17 protein-coding genes are annotated in these 18,390 nt (G+C 43.1%); 3 read left to right on the forward strand and 14 right to left on the reverse strand.

Annotated features, from left to right (window positions below; translation table 11 throughout):
• Nucleotides 1–6 precede the first annotated feature (6 nt).
• Nucleotides 7–744, reverse strand: a complete 738-nt coding sequence (locus GVN16_RS23475) for a GIN domain-containing protein (RefSeq protein WP_166566404.1) — start codon at nt 742–744, stop codon at nt 7–9.
• Nucleotides 745–1,020: 276 nt separating this feature from the next.
• Here GVN16_RS23475 and GVN16_RS23480 point away from each other — a divergent pair, with 276 nt between their 5' ends.
• Entirely contained in the window at nt 1,021–2,265 is a 1,245-nt protein-coding gene (locus GVN16_RS23480; protein ID WP_166566405.1) for an MFS transporter, read from the forward strand.
• Nucleotides 2,266–2,316: 51 nt separating this feature from the next.
• On the opposite strand, the gene GVN16_RS23485 is transcribed toward GVN16_RS23480, so the two are convergent.
• Together GVN16_RS23485 and GVN16_RS23490 are read right to left on the reverse strand one after the other, a co-directional pair.
• Nucleotides 2,317–2,862 carry a hypothetical protein gene (locus tag GVN16_RS23485; RefSeq protein ID WP_166566406.1) on the reverse strand — a complete coding sequence of 182 codons (546 nt, stop codon included), beginning with the start codon at nt 2,860–2,862 and terminating at the stop codon, nt 2,317–2,319.
• A gap of 4 nt (nt 2,863–2,866) precedes the next feature.
• Complete coding sequence (locus GVN16_RS23490; RefSeq protein ID WP_166566407.1) at nt 2,867–3,334, reverse strand: RNA polymerase sigma factor; 468 nt, start codon at nt 3,332–3,334, stop codon at nt 2,867–2,869.
• Between the two features lie 199 nt (nt 3,335–3,533).
• Between GVN16_RS23490 and GVN16_RS23495 the strand changes: the two genes are divergently transcribed.
• Complete coding sequence (locus GVN16_RS23495) at nt 3,534–5,429, forward strand: glycoside hydrolase family 44 protein (RefSeq protein WP_229244331.1); 1,896 nt, start codon at nt 3,534–3,536, stop codon at nt 5,427–5,429.
• Here the strand turns inward: GVN16_RS23495 and GVN16_RS23500 are convergent.
• From GVN16_RS23500 to GVN16_RS23550, 11 genes are all read right to left on the reverse strand, one after another.
• Complete coding sequence (locus GVN16_RS23500) at nt 5,419–6,321, reverse strand: NAD(P)-dependent oxidoreductase (protein ID WP_166566408.1); 903 nt, start codon at nt 6,319–6,321, stop codon at nt 5,419–5,421. The two genes, GVN16_RS23495 and GVN16_RS23500, sit on opposite strands and share 11 nt — an antisense overlap.
• A gap of 3 nt (nt 6,322–6,324) precedes the next feature.
• Nucleotides 6,325–7,026: a peptidylprolyl isomerase gene (locus GVN16_RS23505; protein WP_166566409.1), complete on the reverse strand. Its 702-nt coding sequence runs from the start codon at nt 7,024–7,026 to the stop codon at nt 6,325–6,327.
• A gap of 75 nt (nt 7,027–7,101) precedes the next feature.
• Nucleotides 7,102–8,025 carry a hydroxymethylbilane synthase gene (gene hemC / locus GVN16_RS23510; protein WP_166566410.1) on the reverse strand — a complete coding sequence of 308 codons (924 nt, stop codon included), beginning with the start codon at nt 8,023–8,025 and terminating at the stop codon, nt 7,102–7,104.
• A gap of 12 nt (nt 8,026–8,037) precedes the next feature.
• Nucleotides 8,038–8,664, reverse strand: a complete 627-nt coding sequence (locus tag GVN16_RS23515) for a hypothetical protein (RefSeq protein WP_166566411.1) — start codon at nt 8,662–8,664, stop codon at nt 8,038–8,040.
• Between the two features lie 133 nt (nt 8,665–8,797).
• Nucleotides 8,798–10,276, reverse strand: coding sequence for an RNA polymerase factor sigma-54 (rpoN, locus tag GVN16_RS23520; RefSeq protein WP_166566412.1), 1,479 nt, complete (start codon nt 10,274–10,276; stop codon nt 8,798–8,800).
• Nucleotides 10,277–10,511: 235 nt separating this feature from the next.
• A complete protein-coding gene (locus tag GVN16_RS23525; RefSeq protein ID WP_166566413.1) occupies nt 10,512–11,705 on the reverse strand; it encodes a chorismate-binding protein in 1,194 nt (397 codons plus the stop codon).
• Between the two features lies 1 nt (nt 11,706).
• The gene (locus GVN16_RS23530; protein WP_166566414.1) at nt 11,707–12,147 is read right to left on the reverse strand and encodes a cytochrome c maturation protein CcmE; all 441 of its coding nucleotides are present in this window, start codon (nt 12,145–12,147) and stop codon (nt 11,707–11,709) included.
• 13 nt (nt 12,148–12,160) lie between these two features.
• On the reverse strand, nt 12,161–12,352 hold the full coding sequence (locus GVN16_RS23535) for a CcmD family protein (protein ID WP_166566415.1): 192 nt from the start codon (nt 12,350–12,352) through the stop codon (nt 12,161–12,163).
• A 7-nt stretch (nt 12,353–12,359) separates the two neighbouring features.
• Nucleotides 12,360–13,025, reverse strand: a complete 666-nt coding sequence (gene ccsA, locus GVN16_RS23540; protein WP_166566416.1) for a cytochrome c biogenesis protein CcsA — start codon at nt 13,023–13,025, stop codon at nt 12,360–12,362.
• A 5-nt stretch (nt 13,026–13,030) separates the two neighbouring features.
• Nucleotides 13,031–13,693, reverse strand: coding sequence for a heme exporter protein CcmB (locus GVN16_RS23545; protein ID WP_166566417.1), 663 nt, complete (start codon nt 13,691–13,693; stop codon nt 13,031–13,033).
• 195 nt (nt 13,694–13,888) lie between these two features.
• Nucleotides 13,889–14,896 (reverse strand): LacI family DNA-binding transcriptional regulator, encoded by a 1,008-nt coding sequence (locus GVN16_RS23550; protein WP_166566418.1) that lies wholly within the window; start codon nt 14,894–14,896, stop codon nt 13,889–13,891.
• Between the two features lie 306 nt (nt 14,897–15,202).
• Here GVN16_RS23550 and GVN16_RS23555 point away from each other — a divergent pair, with 306 nt between their 5' ends.
• On the forward strand, nt 15,203–18,388 hold the full coding sequence (locus GVN16_RS23555) for a TonB-dependent receptor (RefSeq protein WP_166566419.1): 3,186 nt from the start codon (nt 15,203–15,205) through the stop codon (nt 18,386–18,388).
• The last annotated feature ends 2 nt before the right edge of the window (nt 18,389–18,390 follow it).

The following is an 18,390-nucleotide window of genomic DNA, read 5'->3' on the forward strand; positions in this document are numbered from 1 at the left end:
TTTCTATCACTCCTGATCTTTTTTGATCTTGCTGGCTCCTGTCAGCCTTGATTTGATAGACGGATCGCCTTTATAGGTCACAGTGCTGGCTCCGCTGGCTTCCACGTCCAGTAACTTGGCTACAGAGACCTTGGCTTTGCTGGCACCGGAAAGGTCAAGAAAGGCTTGCTGTGTATTGGCGTCAAAGGCATGGAGGGTGGAGGCTCCGGATATCTCAGCATCAATTTCCGGAACGCTTTGCAGTAAAGTCAGTTCTGAAGCTCCTGAAATATCAGCATCCAGTTTGCCGACTTTACCATTGATTTTAAGATGTGAGGCCCCTGACAGGTCGACATCCAGGCGGCTTAAATCAAAGAGTTCGGAGATGCTGGTGTGAGAGGCTCCTGACAGGTCCAGTTCTTTCAGCTTGTCGGTTTTGATGACCACTTCCATTTTATACCTTCTGATTTTTTTGAGCTGCAGCCCGATCTTTTTGTATTGAATGGAGAGTTCGCCGTTCCTGTTCTGTACCAGCAGGTCGTCAATGTCTCTTCTGTATCCTTTTACAGTTACACTTGATTCGGTAGAAGGAATGACGGTGATGACGAAGGTGCTGCCTGCTTCAATGTTGTCGAATGCATTCAGGTCAAAAGTTTTGGTTTCATAGCCACCCGGCGGCACATCTTCAGAATAAAGGAAGCCGTTGCAGGAGTTGAGAAAAATAAGGCCCGAAAGAAGGAGTAGACTTAAAAAGTGCTTTTTCATAATCATGATGTAAATTGTTAAATGAATACGTAAACCATATAAACCGATTAACAGATAAGCTCAGATCTGTTTGCCGCTTATGTGGAGATGACAACTGAGATGGGATTTACCCTGAATTTTTCCAGAAAAAAATCTGTGTTTTTTATTTTAAAATGGTAAAAGTGCTGATTTACAGTCTTAACGGACAAAGACCCGTCAAAAATATAAATCACCTGAGAGATTCATTTTAAGGAGTTGAGGTTGCATCTTTGTGATTATTTTTCATTGCTGCTTTTTATGACAAAAGATCCTTACGCCGCCTTACGATACCCTGAATTCAGGTATTTTATTTCCGCCCAATTTCTGTTCACCATCGCGATTCTGATCCAGGAAGTGGTTATTTCTTTTTACCTGTACGAAATCACCCACGATCCGTTTGCTCTTGGGCTGGTCGGACTTTTTGAAGCCATCCCTTTTATTTCGCTGGCTCTTTTCGGAGGCCATCTGGCGGATAAATATGACCGCAAACTGATCTATCAGATTTGTTTTGTAGTGGTTATTTTTGTGACCGTCCTGTTGATCATCAGTGTCAATCCGGGCTTTGGACTGCATCTTAAAACGAGTCAGCAGCCGCCTTTTATTTATTTGTGTGTTTTTATTTTTGGAGTGGCCAGGGGCTTTTATCATCCGGCCTGGAGTTCACTCAAGCCGTTCCTGGTAAAACCGGAACATTTCAGTAATTCAGCCACCTGGAGCAGCCAGTTCTGGCAGGCCGGCCTGATCATCGGGCCGACAACGGCCGGTTTTTTCTATGCTTACCTGGGCCTGGTCAATACTTTATATGCGGTGCTGATCATGCTGGTGCTGACCCTCATTATTGCTTCCCTGATTGCCAGAAAGCCGGTAGAAAACCAACTTAAGGCCAAACTTTCTGAAAGTTTAAAAGAAGGGATAGGCTTTGTGATGAATAATAAAATCATGCTTTATGCGATTGTGTTGGATATGTTTTCGGTACTTTTTGGTGGGGTGATTGCCATCCTGCCGGTTTTTGCCAAAGATATCCTGTATGTTGGCCCTGAGGGACTGGGTATGCTGCGGGCCGCTCCCGGTGCAGGAGCCGTGCTTACCATGTTTGCGGCAGCCTATTTCCCGCCGACAGACAAGGCCTGGAGAAACATGCTGCTGGCTGTGGCGGGGTTCGGAGTAGCTACCCTGGTATTTGCCTTGTCTTCTCATTTTATCATTTCTGTGGTGGCTTTGTTTTTTACCGGGGCTTTTGACAGCATCAGTGTCGTGATCCGGCAGACGATCCTGCAGGTTTTGCCTCCTGACAACATGCGTGGAAGGGTAAGCTCAGTAAACAGTATTTTCGTAAGTACCTCCAACGAACTCGGGGCTTTTGAATCGGGTGTGGCTGCCAAACTATTGGGCACGGTCAATTCCGTCGTTTTCGGCGGGGCTATGACGCTTCTGGTGGTTGGTTACATTTATTCCCAGTCTAAAGGCCTGTTTTCGATTAAGCTGGTGAGGAAAGCCTCCTGAATATTTTATGGAATAATCCGGCTTTACCTTTTAAGGCAGAGCCGGATTTTTTTATGACAGGAATTCCGAACTGATTTTCGTCAGCACATCAATCTTATGCTTCCACTGACGGTACGAAAAGAATATCATGATGATAAAAGTCAGGATGATACCCCCCAGGATCATGTATTTCTGATCTGTAAAAACAATGGTGGAAGTGAAGAAAACGAGCAGCGAACTGCCATAAAACACCATCGAGAGCATTGAAAATACAGAAATTCCTTTTAAAAGACCCAGTTGCTTGAGTACTGATTCTTTCAGGTTTTGTTCTCTGACCGGGTTTTGGATGATGAGAAACGCAATCACGTCATTGAGTATAAATAAAAAGATGCTTGAAGCGATCAGGACGTTGACATACACCGGTTTGAGGTGGCCGTCGAAGCCATCATAATACATAAACAGGACAAAAGTCAGAAGAACGGACTCGATGATGAGCTGCAGCCTCAGTTTTCTGAGAACAGGATGGTGATTGATTTTTGTCATGACGGCCAGGTCGTTTTGTGAGTAACCGGCTTCGCCTGAATTTTTCCAATTTGATTTTAACTGATTGATATCCATGGTTTTATTTGATTAAAATGGTTTTTAGTTTTTCTTTTATCCTGCTGATTTTGACTCCTACATAATTTTCCGTGATGCCTGTGATCGCCGCGATTTCCTGGTAAGAATAATCCTCGAGAAAAAGAGCGATCAGGGCCCTTTCTGATTCGGAGAGTTTTTTGAGGGCCACAAACATGGCTTCTTCCTGGTCCTTGCTGACTTCGTTTTCGGAGTAATCCGGCAGACTTTCGGTATAGTTGATCAAAGGCCCGGGTTTTCTGAAAACGGAAATAGCCGTGTTCAGGGCTATCCTGTAAATCCACGAACTGACTTTTGATTCGCCTTTGAATCCCGGATAAGACCTCCAGAGCTGAAAGACGATTTCCTGGAAAAGGTCTTTGCGGTCTTCGTCAGTATTGCGGTACATCCGGCAGACTTTGTGGATGATTTTCTGATGATCACTGATTGTTTTCAAAAAGGCTGTTTGTTCCATACGGGTTTTGTTCTTTTGAAAATCAGGGGCTTGGTTAATTTGAAAGATAAGTTAAGCACCGACTTACATTATTTTATCTATAAGTTGTACAATCGTCTAAAATCTTACAGTTTTTATGGAATTTATTTAAAAGGGCGTTAATTTGAAGCTTGTTCAAAAAAATCCGTGAACCGCCCCCGCCTTAAACACTTAAGTTCTGATGATGAAAAGAAGCATTATACTTGGCACAATTTTATTGTTTACCGGCGTTTTGAATGCCCAGGTAACGATCAGTATTGATGTCTTATCTGAGAAGACCAAAGTTTCACCTTATATCTACGGAAGAAACAATTCGCTTTCGTCGACGAATCCCACAGAGACGATTTCGCAGCAGGATATCCTCAGGATTAAGGATGCCGGGGTTACTTTTTTCAGGGAAAGCGGAGGGAATAACAGCACCAAATATAACTGGAGAAGGAAGTTATCCAGTCATCCGGATTGGTATAACAATGTGTACACCAACGATTGGGACAAGGCTGCAAAAGCAGTTCAGGACAATTTTCCCAATGCACAGGGCATGTGGTCTTTCCAGCTCATCGGGAAAGCGGCCAAAACGAATCAGTATAATTTTAATGACTGGGGATACAATCAGTCGCAGTGGTGGGATGGTGTGAATCAGAATCTTGCCGGAAACGGTGTTTTGAATACCACAGGAACGAAAGCCAAAACAGAAGGTAACCCCGACTTGTACCTCGAAAACTGGCCTGCTGATTCGACCGTGGGTATTCTTAATCATTGGTTCGGGTCCGGTGGGCTTGGTCTGGATAAATCAAAAATCAGGTATTGGAGCATGGATAATGAGGCAGAGATCTGGGGAGGGACCCACGATGATGTGATGCCTGTTATGATAGAAGCGGAGGCTTTTATGCAGAAATACTTTGAGGTGGCTAAAAAGGCCCGTAAAATCTATCCGGATATCAAATTACTCGGGCCTGTCACCGCCAATGAATGGCAATGGTACCACTGGAATAACAAACTGGTGGAATCAGAAGGAAAAAAGTATACCTGGCTTGAGTATTTCATTAAACGCATTGCTGAAGAGCAAAAGGCCACCGGAATAAGGTTACTGGATGTTTTGGATGTGCATTTTTATCCGGGAGAAAAAGCACCGGAAGATATTGTGCAGTTGCACCGGGTTTTCTTTGATAAGAATTATGTTTATCCAGGAGCCAACGGTGTTAAGAATATCAGCGGCAACTGGGACAACACCCAGAATAAGGAATACATTTTCGGCAGGGTAAATGAATGGCTGCTCAAATACCTGGGGGAAGGGCACGGCGTTACCCTGGCCCTGACAGAAAGCGGCATAGAAACCGAAGAGTCCAATGTGGCGGCGGTCTGGTATGCATCAGTCCTGGGCGAATTTATGAGAAATAAAGTAGAGATTTTTACGCCCTGGAGCTGGAAAAAAGGCATGTGGGAAGTCATGCATCTTTTTACAAAGTACAACCACGATCAGTTACTGAAAGCAACGTCAACCGACGAAACGCTGGTCTCCGCTTATCCCACCATCAATAAAACCGGAGACTCCGTTTCTGTCGTTCTGATCAACAGATCGCCCACATTGGCGAAGACCGTAAGTATAAAGCACAATGATTTTGTTTTGAGCGGAACAAGTGTCCGGGTTTTTACGATCAACGCTTTGCCGGCTTCGGAATCTTTTGTTTCAGACAAGAGCAATGCTCTGAAAAGCACAACGGCAACGATTAACAACAATTCAGTAAGTCTCAGTCTGCCTGCTATGTCTGTTTCTACGGTTTTGTTGACAGGTAAGACAGGAAAACCTGAAGTGGTTACCGCATTGGAAGAGTCGTCGGCTGATAAAATAGAAGTATTTCCCAATCCTTCGGATGATTATTTTACCATCCGGTTTCATGATAAAGGATTTGAATCATTGAAGATTTTTGATCTGAACGGGAAGGAGGTTTACGCAGACAAAATCAATCAGGCCCGTGATGAAGTACAAATCAGAACCCGGAGCCTTAGAGGGAAATATATACTTTTGCTTGAAGGGAAGGGTAAATTGTCTAAAAAACAGATCCTGATCAATCCGTAATCTGTCCGGCCAGAATAGCAATCCCCTCATCAAAACTCACCGGGTCATAACCCAGCACTGAAACAGCTTTGTCAAGTATAAAACCTGTTCTGGCAGGTCTTTTGGCGGTTTGTGTAAAAGTGGAGGCGTCGACAGGTTCCATCAGCGACTGGTCTAATCCGAAGTAAGCCGCCGCTTTCTGTGCCATTTCAAAAGGCGTAAGGAAGTCTTTGCCCGAAATATTGAATATCCCTTCCGCTTCTTTTTCTGCGATAAGAATGCAGCCTTTGGCCAGGTCTTCCGCCAGGGTAGGGGTTCGCCACTGATCAGTGACCACCTTTATATTTTTACCGTTTTCAAGCGAGCTTTTGACCCACAGAATAACGTTGGAGCGGCTCATGTCATGGGCGATTCCGTAAACCAGTACAGTGCGGGCAATGGCCCATCTTACCTTGGAATGCAACAATATTTTCTCTGCGGCATATTTGCTCCATCCGTAAAAGCTGACCGGATTGGGCTCTGCAGTTTCATCATAAGGGCCATCAGCTCCATCAAAAATAAAATCTGTAGATAGATGAAGCAGAAAAACATCATGTTTCTGACAGGCCTCTGCCAGGTATTCCACTGATTTCACGTTCTGAGCCCAGCAATCTTCTTTTTCCACTTCACACTGGTCGACGTTGGTCATGGCCGCCGTATGAATAATAATATGTGGTTTTATGGTCTCAATGGCTTCCCTGATTTCCTGTTCTGAGGTAATATCCAGTGAGTGATAAGTGTAACCCATCGAAAAAGGCAGGCGGTTAAACCCTCTTGAAGAAGCAATGATCTCAAATTCAGGCCGGTTAGCCAGCATTTCAACGAGTTTCTGGCCCAAAAGACCATTGGATCCGGTGATGAGTATCTTTTTCAAGTCTCAGTTAAATTTATATCCGTAAAGCTTCGTGATCTTCTTTTTCTTCATTTTTTTAACGGTCATCGCCATCCTGATGTCTTTTAACGGACGGTCGGCTTCGTCTTTTGCCTGGGCAGCAATGTCGTCTATCAGTTTGAAGTTGTCAATTACCTCTCCGAAAACCGTATAGTTGTTGTCCAGGCGGGGAGTGCCGCCAACGGTCATGTAATCAGCCCGTTGAGCAGGGGTGTACTCCATAAAGTTCCTTTTTGCCACAGCTGTGATTTCTTCATCGCTCATCTTTTTGCCCTGAACGATATAGAACTGGCAGGCACTTGATTTCTTCTCGGGATTGCTGTCTCTTGCCGCAGCCAGGGCTCCTTTCCGGTGAACATGACTGGATTTGAATTCATAAGGGATTTTTTCCATATCACCACCGCCCATGCCCAGTCTTTCTCCTGACGGGGCTTTTTTAGAGTTGGGATCGCCGCCTTGTATCATGAATCCCTGGATGATGCGGTGAAACATCAGGCTGTCATAAAATTTCTTCTGAACCAGGTTGATGAAATTCTTTTTATGAAGAGGTGTTTCGTCAAACAGGACCATGTGGGTTTCTCCAAAACGGGTTTTTAGCGTTACCACATAGTCTTTTTTTGATTTTTTCTGGGCAAAACCCTGAAGGGTTGCAATGAGAAGAAACGTAAGAAGAATTACTTTTTTCATAAATGGCCTTGTTTGTTACGATGAAATGAAACGAGGTTTGCTTTGGTTTGTTTTGAAAAAAACAGGTTTTAAAATTTACAACTGACTTTTGATTTTCTCCAGGATTTTGTCTCCTCCTTTGGACAGTACCAGCTCGGCAGTACTGATGCCCAGTGCTTCCGGGCTTTCCGCCGGACCGCTGAGGGTTTCCCTGATGATTTCAGTACCATCAAGGCTGATGATTCCGGCAGAGAAAACGATGGTGTTTTCTTCTGTCCTGGCATTTCCGAAAACAGGGATCGAACAGCCGCCCTGGAGTTTTTTAAGAAACGCCCTTTCCGTCAGCAGGCAGGTTTCTGTCAAAGGGTGATTACAGGCATTCCTGATAATTTCAGCCTTTTCCGGATCAATATTAACGGAAGATTCAACCGCCACAGTACCCTGGCCAACAGCCGGAGTAAACTGGTTTTCGTCGAAATAGTGTACAATAAGGCTTTCCTGCTCCATTCTGTGTATTCCGGCATAAGCCAGCAGTAAAGCATCGCAGACCCCATCTTCCATTTTTTTGATCCTCGTCTGAAGGTTGCCCCGCATGTCCACAATGTTGACATTGGGATAATAAGCCCTGAGCATTGCCACACGGCGGGTAGAGGAGGTGCCTACCGTAAATTTATCCTTCGTATTGACTTTCAGATTGCTGATCAGACTGACCAGCACATCGTTTACTTTTTCACGCTCGGTAAAAGCGAGTATTTTAAAATTTTCGCCCAGGTCTGACTGGAGATCTTTGGCACTGTGCACGGCAATGTCGATTTTACCGGAGAGCAACTGCTCCTCCAGTTCTTCGGTAAATACGCCCTTGCTCCCGATTTTTGAAAGCGAGCGGTCAAGTATTTTGTCGCCTTTGGTTTCGATTATCACGATCTCGGTACCCAGTCCGGCAGATCTTAGTTTTTGTTCAATGAAATAAGCCTGCCATAAAGCCAGTTTACTTCCCCGCGTTCCTATTTTTACAGTCATCAGCTGATAGATTTAAATGAAATTCCAGATACCCGCACAACTCACCACCAGTCCCAGTAAAAAACCCGCACTGACCTGTGAAAGGGTGTGGGCGTTTTGCCGGAGTCTGGCCGAACCCAGAAGCCCGCTTGTGATCAGCAACAGGAGTATCGGGATGAAAAGATTATATGCTCCGTACTTAATAAAAAACACAATAAATGTCCCTAAAACGCCCCCGATTCCGGCCATATGGGCACTTATCTGCCATTTGAGACTGATCAGGCCGATCATCGAAATAATAATGGCCATGCCCAGCAGCAGAATAGAAACGGGAATCAGGATACCCCCCTGGGAATACATAAAATAAAACAGGGTGGCATAGAGAATGACGCTGAACAGGAAAGGTATTTTTCTGTCATGAAGCCTGGAAAGTTCCATGTCATACACGTAATTCTTCTTGAAAAGATAATAAACCAGCAAAGACGGAAAAACCGCCGTATAAATAAAAATAAATCCCAGGATGAATAAAAAGCCCTTGAAAGACAGCTGAACCAGCAATAAAGGTTCAGGCGACAAAACATAAAGTGCTCCTATCAACAGCGTTGGCATCAGCAAAGGATGCAGCAAATAGGAAAGTAATTTTGCAAATTTTAAATTCACCAGGAATAATCTGTATTTGAAATGTAGCCGGCACTAAATAAAACACAAATATAGTTCTTATCCTTTGAATTTTATACAGCGTTTCGTGGTCTGAGAATGATTTACAAAAGTAAGTGTATCTGCATAAAATAAATTAAAGTTGTTTTCTCAGCCTGGCCACCGGGATGTTCAGTTGTTCGCGGTATTTTGCCACGGTTCTCCTTGCAATATTATAACCTCTTTTGTTAAGGAGTTTTTCAAGCTTATCGTCAGAAAGAGGCGAATTTTTAGGCTCATGGTCAATCAGTTCTTTCAGGATATTCTTGACTTCACGGCTCGAGGCATCTTCGCCTGAGTCGGTGGCAATGCCTTCAGAGAAGAAATATTTCAGGGGATAAATTCCGAAGTCGGTTTGTACAGATTTGCTGTTGGCTACCCTCGAAACCGTCGAAATATCCATCTCTATTTTTTCAGCTATGTCTTTCAGGATCATCGGCTTAAGTTTATTCTCATCGCCTTCCCAGAAAAACTCCTGCTGATATAAAACAATGGCTTCCATGGTGCGTAGCAAAGTCTGCTGTCTTTGTTTGATGGCATCAATAAACCACTTGGCAGCATCCAGTTTCTGTTTTACAAAAGTGACGGTTTCTTTGATGTGCTTGTTTTGTTTATCGCCTTTATCATAAGTGTCGAGCATCTCCGAAAAAGACTTGCTCACTTTCAGGTCCGGGGCATTTTTGGAATTGAGGATAATCTCCAGCTTGCTGTTTTGGGTAGTCACGATAAAGTCGGCCATCAGGTAGGCTGCAGACCCGTCGCCATGGCCCATATTACCTGGTTTGGGGTTCAGTCTGGTGATCAGGCTGAGTGATTTCTTCAGGACGTCATCTTCTATGTTCAGCCTTTTTTTGATCTTGTCAAAATGCTTCTTGATAAACTCATCAAAGTGGTCTTCTATGATCAGCGTGGCGATGTCGTTTTCCATGGAGTAGCTGTTCCTCTCCAGTTGGAGCAACAGGCATTCTCTCAGATCACGGGCTGCAATTCCTGCAGGTTCAAATTTTTGTATTTTTTTGAGAACTGACACTACCTCGTCTTCGGTAGCATATATGTTTTGTCCAAAAGCCAGGTCGTTGCATATAGATCTTACAGGACGTCTGATGTAGCCGTCGTCTTCAATAGAACCGATGAGTTGTTCTCCGATCTGGGTTTGTCTTTCATTCAGCTTGATGTAGCCCAATTGCTGGTTAAGTGATTCGGATAACGTGGAAGTGGAAACAACGGGCATGGCTTCCTTTTCTTCTTCGCCCCAGCCGTCGCTGTACATTTTATATCCGGAGTAGTCGTCCTGGTTCAGGTAGTCCTTGATGTCAATTCTTTCGTTGCTCTCAAATGAGTCAGAGCCTTCATAATCCCCGAATTCGTCGTACTCATTGTCATAGCTGTCTCCGAAATCCTCATCTTTTTGTTTTTCTGCAAGATCCGTCCCTTCTTCCAGAGCAGGATTGATTTCCAGCTCTTCTTCGATTCTCTGGCTGAGTTCTGCCGTAGGAATCTGTAACAGTTTAATGAATTGTATCTGTTGTGGCGATAGTCGCTGTTGTTGTGATTGACTTAAACTAAGCTTCTGCATTCTAATGAAGTTTTCACAATTTATAATTAGGCTATTCTACTTTTTGCGAATTTTACACCATGAAGTATGGTATAACAACCCGAAACTATAAAAAAAATGATTTAAACAAAAATATATTTAATAAAAAAAACAGATGTTCTGTGTAGTGTATTGATATTCAGACAGTTCTGTGTGGATCAAAATTCATGCCTATTTTGATTTTGGGAAAGAAAAAGAAGAAAAAGCCTTAGGAGGGTCAATCAAATGACTTCAGAATGGTTTGGAGTTTGAGTTCAGTTTCTTTCCATTCCTTCTCAGGGTCTGAGTGGGTGGTGATGCCGCCGCCCGCATAGCAATAGACTTCTCCGGCTTCTATTTTCATGGTTCTGAGGTTGACAAAAAGGTGTGAGCTGCCTTCAATGTTGATGGGTCCCAGAAAACCGCTGTAAAATTCCCGGTCGTAATTTTCATGACTTTCAATAAAGTCTAGTGAAGCTTCTTTAGGCATGCCGCACACGGCAGAAGTAGGGTGTAAAAGTTCGAGCATAACAGAGCTTAGTTGCGGAAAACTGATCTCTTTGGTATCGATGCTGTAGAGTGTGCTCAGGTGTAAAAGATTGCCTGCTTTTAAAGTACGCGGACCTTCTTCTTTAAACTCCCGGACCCTTATTTTCTTCAGGCAATTGATGATATACCGGCTTACAAGGGCTTGTTCTTCAATCTCTTTTTGAGTCCACAGGGCATCAATCGGCTTGATTTCCTGTCCGTCTTTATCAAAAGCGTATTGTGTTCCGGCCAGGGCCATGGTTTTAAAAAAGCCATCGGGGGTTTGCTCCACAAGGGTCTCAGGCGTGGCTCCGAGCCAAAGCTGATTGAGCCAGGGCAGCCAGGTCATCGAAATAAAAGCGGAGGGATAAGCTTTGTCCAATTTTTCGAAAGCTTCGAAAAATCCATTTCCGGAAATTTTGCCCACATGCTTTTTTCTGGACAAAACCACTTTTTCAACACCGGCATTCTGAATGGCACTGATGGCCGCCGATACTTTTTCCTGGTAAACTTTCTTCTCGTTCTCGAGGGTTTCGAGGCTGAGTTCAAGCAAAAGATGCGTTTCTGAAGAGTGACCGGCCTGCTGCAGGTGATCTTTGAGGTCATCCGGGACAGTGTCCCAGTTTTCAACAATGTCTGAGCCGTCCAGTCTGGAAATAAAGTCGCCTTCGATAAACAAAGGGCCTGCACCTGATTTTGAAAACGGTGCCATGACAAACCCGGAGTCAAGCTCCTGGAAGTCAATCTGTTTGTATACCGGTGTCCTGGTTTTGGAAAACAGGAAGAAAGTTTCTGATTGATTGGGCTTACGCCAAAGGGCAAAAGGGTAAGATTTTTCGATACATCCTGAAATAATATCGGAAATGTCAGTCAAGCGTTTATTCACAGAAACTTCAATACTCATTTTATTTGTTCATACTCACAGCTCCTTCCACCTGAAGCTCTCCGTTATTGTATTTCGAAGGACATTTCAACAGGATCTGATCGGCTGTAAACTGGTTGTTGGCTACGTCCATTTTTCCTACCACCACTACTTTCTCTGACTTATCGATGTCCTGTGGCTTAGGCTGGTTGTAAATGACCAGTGAGACGTTGTCTAGGGAATCCCTCATCATGAATTCAAAGCGGTTGGGATCAACAGAAGGTTCATATTTCATGCCCATAGGTTTGCCTTCTCCGTCTTTCATCAGTTCACCCACTACGTGGATCGATTTACTCTCTCCGCTCTCAGCCAGTTCTTTAGCCTCCTTAAAAGTAACATAGACGCTGGCGTCACCTATCGTGGAAATGATCATGGCCACTGCCACAGCGATTACCACCAAAACTATTATACTGGTCCTTTTCATTGTTGTTGTACTGTTATTGATTCTTAATTTCCTTTTCCAGTTTGCTGATTTTGCGATCCAGCGTCCACAGGTAGATAAACAAGCCTGCCAATACTATAGAGATAACGATCACTACTACATAAATCTTACCGTCAGATCTGAAAGTATCTGCCATTTCAACGTCCTGAAGGAAAAGAAGGTTTAGAAATAAGTTGAATATTGTCATTTTGATGTTAATTTTTTTCGTTTAGTTGATTTTGAACAAGTCTGATGCGGATGACCAGGGAACTGACCCATACACCCATCAGTATCCATCCGATATTGGCAGCGTAAAATACAATTTTCATGGCATTGTCCATGTCGTATTTACCAAAAGCCGGGTTGCCGCCGTTTCCAGGATGCAGCGAGTCTGTCAGACGCGGAAGAATCCACACCAGAGGCATGAAAGTGGCAAAGGCAAATATATTGTAAACTGCAGCCAGTCTGGCTTTCTTTTGTTCGTCTTCAAAAGATCCACGTAAGACAAAATAAGCCGAATAAATCAGCATACCCACTTCCACAGCGATCAGTTTCGGGTCTCTCGGCAGCGGATCTCCCCAGGTGAAATTACCCCAGGCCGACCCGGTTACAAAACCGATGATACCGAGAACAATAGCCACGCTGGCAAAGCCGAGGGCGTAAGTATCGTCATTAATGCGGCCTTTTCTCAGGTATTTTATAGAGTAAACAAGGGACGTAACCATGAGTGTCATCATTGAAAACCACATCGGCACATGGAAGTACACATTTCTGATGGTTTCATTCAGGATGGGCTGACGGGGCACCGGGCCCAGAAGTCCCCAGATGACTACATAAAATAACAGTATAACAGTAAGGATTTTCCACCAGGTTTTTTTCATAAAAATCAACTTTTCCAAAGATAAGGGAACAATACATAACTTAACGCAATCACAATTAAATCAATTCCCATCAACGTGATAATTTCGTCGTAGGAACTGCTGAATGCGAGGCCGTCCATTGCGTTTTTGGAGAGCCTGATCAGCATCGTCAGAATGGGTAGAATGACCGGGAAACTAAGGACGGCCATCAACCCGCTGGAGTTATCAGCCTTAGAGGCTATTCCTGCAATGAGGGTCAGAGAACTTGAAAATCCGAGAGCCCCCAGTACAATAGAGAGGAGGAACATGGGGACGTTTTCAGCCTGGTTGCCCATCAGGGCAAAGTAAACCACAAATCCCAGGAATCCCAGGAAGAGCATCAGTCCTATATTATAAATGATCTTGGAAATGATGACCGACTGAGGGTTGGCCAGCGTAAAATAATAAATCTGCCGGCCGGCCTTTTCCTGGATAAAACTTTTGGTGATGGAATTAACCGCAGAAAACAGTAGGATGATCCAGAAAAGTGTATTCCAGGTGATTTTTTCGATAGAACTGACTTTCAGTTTAAAACTGATATAGCATACAAAAACAGTGCTTATAACGTACAGAATCATCCCGTTGAGGGCATATTTCTGCCGCCATTCGAGGATAAAGTCTTTTTTTATAAGATGAATTATTTCTTTCATTTCCGGCGACAAATGTAGTGAAAAAAGTAATTGTTAGGTATGATCATGGTCATTATTTGCCCGGTTCGTATTTGAACAGTCCGGCACTTTGAAGGAAGAAGTGGCAAATCAATAAATACGTATATTTGTATAGGTTATTTTAATTTTCGAAATCAAAACCAGTCAAAATATTATCCATTAATCTGAGTCTCCAGATTAATGGATAATGAGTTCTGTTTTGATAATAACTTCCTGATATTCAGTGTATTCTCTTGTATCGTTGATGCAATTAAGGAGAAGCTTGGCTGACTGACTGCCAATCAGCACCGGAAATTGCTCCACTGAGGCCAGGGGAGGGTTTTCCATCAGGCCGGTGATGGGCAGGTTGGCAAAACTGACAAACTGAATGTCCTTATTGGGAATAACTCCCTGCTCTTTACAGGCCCTCATGGCGTATAAAGCCACATAGTCATTGAAAGTAATGATGGCCTCCGGAATATCGTCCTGGGCCAGGAATTCCTTCATTTTAAGAGCCGTGTCTTCCTTTGAAAGATTGGTGGTCTTTATATATTGAGGCGAGGTTTTGAGGTCATATTTCTTGATGCCTTCCAGGTATCCGTTCAACCGCTCATCGGAGGCTTCAAGGTTTGAAGGGCCGTTCAGTAAGCCTATTCTCGTTTTTTTGTTTTCAGAAAGAAAACGTATAGCTTCAAGGGCACCATCAATGATCCTCGATTTTACTTTATTAGCCTGGAAATTACGCGGAACCCTGTCAAAAAACACCACAGGGATGCCATATTTCTCAAGTTCCTTGAAATGTTGGTAGGTGTTGGTTTCAGCTGAAACAGATACGAGAACGCCATCTACCCTCATTTTAAGGAATGATTCCACGGCTTTCTTTTCCCGCTCCATATTGTCTCTGGACTGGCTGATAATAGGATGGAAGCCTTCTTCGAAGATGACGTCTTCAATCCCGGTGACCACCTGTGAAAAGAACTCCTCCTGTAAGAAAGGAACAATGATGCCGATAGTGTAGGTTTTGTTGTTTTGCAAAAACAATGCAGCAGGGTTCGGGATATAGTTTAACCGCTTGGCAACCTCCCAAACCTTCTCACGGGTTTTAAGACCAATTCTTGTATTATTTTTCAATGCCCTCGAAACTGTTGAAATAGATACTCCAAGTTCAGAGGCGATCTTTTTAATGGTAATTTGATTCTTTATCATACTATTTTGTCATTCACGGCATTGCTTGCCAACAAAAATACATCTAATTTGTTGATTTGTGCAAATGTTTGCAAAAACGGTTTAGCGGTGTTTTCTTCTATAGACAAACGTTTGCACAGTTTTATTTCACTATTTCTATAAAAAACAGAACTATATAAAGGGTATATTTTCTTTAATTTTGTAAGAATAAATATAATAATTTTCAGAAATGTATAATTGTTATCCTTTATTAATTTAAACTATTTTTTCATTTACTAATCATTTAAACCTTATCATTTATTCAACTAATTTTTTAACAAATCATTTATGAGCAAAAGAATTACATTTAAAATCCTGTTTGCGTTTTTGCTTTGTGCTGTTTGGGCTGTATCTGGTACAGATGCCTGGGCGGGCAACAAAATAGCTGAACAGAAGGTTACTGGTAGAGTAACCGAAGGTGACAAAAATGAGGGATTGCCGGGTGTGAGCATCTTGATCAAGGGTACTTCTCAGGGTACTACTACAGATGTGGACGGTAATTACAGCATCACTGTGCAAAACTCTAATGCGGTACTTGTATTCAGTATCGTTGGTTACGAGGCTCAGGAAATCACTGTAGGTAACAAAAGCCAGATTAATGTTGCTTTGAAAACCGACGTGAAGTCTCTGGGCGAGGTAGTTGTGGTTGGTTATGGTGTTCAGAAAAAAGAAACCATTACAGGTTCGGTTGTATCTGTGAAAGGTACAGATCTTGTTAAATCACCGGCTGTGAACTTAAGTAACTCCCTGGCAGGTAGACTTCCGGGTGTTGTAGCGGTAAACAGAAGTGGTGAGCCGGGTTTTGATGGTTCATCAATCAGAATCAGGGGTGCCAACTCTTTAGGTAATAATGATGCCTTGATCGTAATTGACGGTATACCTGACAGAGCGGGTGGACTTCAGCGTCTGAACCCTGCTGATATTGAGAGTATCTCGGTATTGAAAGATGCTTCTGCGGCTATCTACGGTTCACGTGCTGCCAACGGTGTAATCCTTATCACTACCAAGAAAGGTAAAACAGGTAAGCCTGAACTTTCTTACTCTTTCAACCAGGGTTATGCTCAGCCGACTGTTGTGCCTAAATTGGCTGATGCGGCTCAGTATGTAGAAATGTTGAACGACCTTGATATTTATCAGTTGCCGACTGCTCAGTGGAAAGCTGCCAATGATGCCTACAAAGCAACAGGTATTTACACAGGTCCTAACGGTCAGCAAAGAAAAGCCCCTTATTCTCCTGCAGAAATTCAGAAATACAAGGATGGATCTGATCCATGGTTGTACCCGAATACTGACTGGTATGATGCTACTTTGAAAAACTGGTCTCCTCAGGTACGTCACAATGTACAGATCAACGGTGGTACTGATGCTATCAGATATCTTGCTTCTTTGGGATACCAGGATCAGGATGGTTACTACAAAAATTCGGCTACAGGTTATCAGCAATATGACCTTAGATTGAACCTTGATGCTAAAATCAATAAATATGTGAATGTAAATATTGGTTTGGTAGGTAGAGAAGAAGCTCGTCGTTACCCAACAAGAGGTGCAGGTGCGATCTTCCGTATGCAAATGCGTGGAAAACCAAACCAACCGGCTTTCTGGCCAAACGGTTTGCCTGGTCCTGATATCGAAAACGGTGAAAACCCTGTGGTAATCACTACGAACCAGACAGGTTATGACCGTCAGAAAACAGATTTCGTTCAGACCAACGGTCAGCTTGATATCAAAATACCAGGTGTGGAAGGTTTGAAGTTCACAGGAACAGCTGCTATTGATAAAAGAATGTATAACAGGAAATTATGGCAGACTCCTTGGACTCTTTATGAAAAAGGTGTTGGATTTGAAGCAGATGGAACTACGCCTAAGCTGACCGCCAGTAAGCGTGGACCGGCTGAGCCTAACCTTAACCTTTACAATGAAACACAGTTGAACATCCTTTTGGGTGGTGTGCTTTCATATGAGAAGAAGTTTGGTGTTCACGGTTTGACAGCTCTTGCAGGTACTAACAAAGAGACGATTTCAGGTGATAACTTCAACGCTTATCGTCGTTACTTCATATCTCCTGCTATTGACCAGATGTTTGCCGGTGGTGACGCTGAGAAAAACAATGGTGGCGGAGCTTATGAAATTGCCCGTATCAACTACTTTGGTCGTGTGGCTTATAACTACAAAGAAAAATATCTTGCTGAATTCCTTTGGAGATATGACGGTTCGGATATCTTCCCTGCGGCTAAGAGATATGGTTTCTTCCCTGGTGTGATGTTGGGATGGTTAATGTCTGAAGAGAAATTCATGAAAGAGATTCCGGTAATCAATTACCTGAAGCTTCGTGGATCATGGGGACAATTGGGTAGTGACCAGGTATATCTTCCGGGAACTAGTACTGTGGCCAGATATCAGTATTTGTCTACTTACGGTTTCAGATCTTATATCATCAACAATACAGAGACCAAAACTTTGTATGAAACCCGTATCCCTAACAATAATATTACCTGGGAGATTGCCAATAACTCTAACTTAGGTTTGGAAGGTCAGTTGCTGAATGGTAAGATATCGTTCGAATTTGATGTGTTCTCTAACATCCGTTCAAACATCCTTTACTTCAGAAATGCATCGGTTCCGCAATCTACAGGTTTGACGCTTCCGGCTGAAAACATCGGTAAAGTTGGTAACAAAGGTTGGGAATTCAACATCGGATACCGTAACCAGGCAGGAGATTTCAAATACAGCTTCGGTATAAACGGTGGATACTCGAAAAACAGAATCATTTTCTGGGATGAGGCACCTGGTGCTCCTGAGTGGCAAAGAACTACAGGTAAACCAATGAACACTTACCAGGCTTATCTGTATGACGGTGTGTTTAAAGATCAGGCTGAGATTGATGCCAACCCTATCAACTACTCTGCTATCGTAGGTACACTACGTCCTGGTGATATGAAATATGTGGATTATAACAAAGATGGTAAAATTACTCCTGACGACCAGGTAAGAACAGACAATACTACATTGCCTTTGTTCCAGGGTGGTGCCAACATCTCTGCTTCATACAAAAACTTTGATCTTTCTGTCCTTTTCCAGGGAGCAGCAGGTGCTAAAGTTTATGTAAGTGCAGGTGAATCAGGTAACATCGGTAACTTCCTTCTTGATATCTACAAAAACAGATGGACAATCGATAACCCGAGCAGCGAGCATCCGAGAATTGCTAACCGTAGTGACCAGTATTTCTCAAATGGTAACACTTACTGGTTAAGAAGTTCTGATTATATCCGTTTGAAAAACGTTGAGATTGGCTACAATGTACCTTCTACTATCATCAAAAAAGTAGGTCTGAATGGTTTCAGAGTATATGCCAACGGTCTTAACCTTTTAACATGGGATAAATTGAAAGTGTATGATCCTGAATCGGATAACACAACTGGTCAGTATTATCCTCAGTCTAGAGTAATCAACTTCGGATTAACTGCAACATTTTAAAA

Source organism: Emticicia sp. CRIBPO, assembly GCF_009905725.1.
Lineage (GTDB): Bacteria > Bacteroidota > Bacteroidia > Cytophagales > Spirosomataceae > Leadbetterella.

What these genes read in the sequence shown, in the direction of transcription:
- GVN16_RS23475 (WP_166566404.1), bottom strand. Translation starts at nt 744, where the DNA reads ATGAAAAAGCACTTTTTAAGTCTACTCCTTCTTTCGGGCCTTATTTTT.
- GVN16_RS23480 (WP_166566405.1), top strand. Translation starts at nt 1,021, where the DNA reads ATGACAAAAGATCCTTACGCCGCCTTACGATACCCTGAATTCAGGTAT.
- GVN16_RS23485 (WP_166566406.1), bottom strand. Translation starts at nt 2,862, where the DNA reads ATGGATATCAATCAGTTAAAATCAAATTGGAAAAATTCAGGCGAAGCC.
- GVN16_RS23490 (WP_166566407.1), bottom strand. Translation starts at nt 3,334, where the DNA reads ATGGAACAAACAGCCTTTTTGAAAACAATCAGTGATCATCAGAAAATC.
- GVN16_RS23495 (WP_229244331.1), top strand. Translation starts at nt 3,534, where the DNA reads ATGATGAAAAGAAGCATTATACTTGGCACAATTTTATTGTTTACCGGC.
- GVN16_RS23505 (WP_166566409.1), bottom strand. Translation starts at nt 7,026, where the DNA reads ATGAAAAAAGTAATTCTTCTTACGTTTCTTCTCATTGCAACCCTTCAG.
- hemC (WP_166566410.1), bottom strand. Translation starts at nt 8,025, where the DNA reads ATGACTGTAAAAATAGGAACGCGGGGAAGTAAACTGGCTTTATGGCAG.
- rpoN (WP_166566412.1), bottom strand. Translation starts at nt 10,276, where the DNA reads ATGCAGAAGCTTAGTTTAAGTCAATCACAACAACAGCGACTATCGCCA.
- GVN16_RS23525 (WP_166566413.1), bottom strand. Translation starts at nt 11,705, where the DNA reads ATGAGTATTGAAGTTTCTGTGAATAAACGCTTGACTGACATTTCCGAT.
- GVN16_RS23530 (WP_166566414.1), bottom strand. Translation starts at nt 12,147, where the DNA reads ATGAAAAGGACCAGTATAATAGTTTTGGTGGTAATCGCTGTGGCAGTG.
- GVN16_RS23535 (WP_166566415.1), bottom strand. Translation starts at nt 12,352, where the DNA reads ATGACAATATTCAACTTATTTCTAAACCTTCTTTTCCTTCAGGACGTT.
- ccsA (WP_166566416.1), bottom strand. Translation starts at nt 13,025, where the DNA reads ATGAAAAAAACCTGGTGGAAAATCCTTACTGTTATACTGTTATTTTAT.
- GVN16_RS23545 (WP_166566417.1), bottom strand. Translation starts at nt 13,693, where the DNA reads ATGAAAGAAATAATTCATCTTATAAAAAAAGACTTTATCCTCGAATGG.
- GVN16_RS23550 (WP_166566418.1), bottom strand. Translation starts at nt 14,896, where the DNA reads ATGATAAAGAATCAAATTACCATTAAAAAGATCGCCTCTGAACTTGGA.
- GVN16_RS23555 (WP_166566419.1), top strand. Translation starts at nt 15,203, where the DNA reads ATGAGCAAAAGAATTACATTTAAAATCCTGTTTGCGTTTTTGCTTTGT.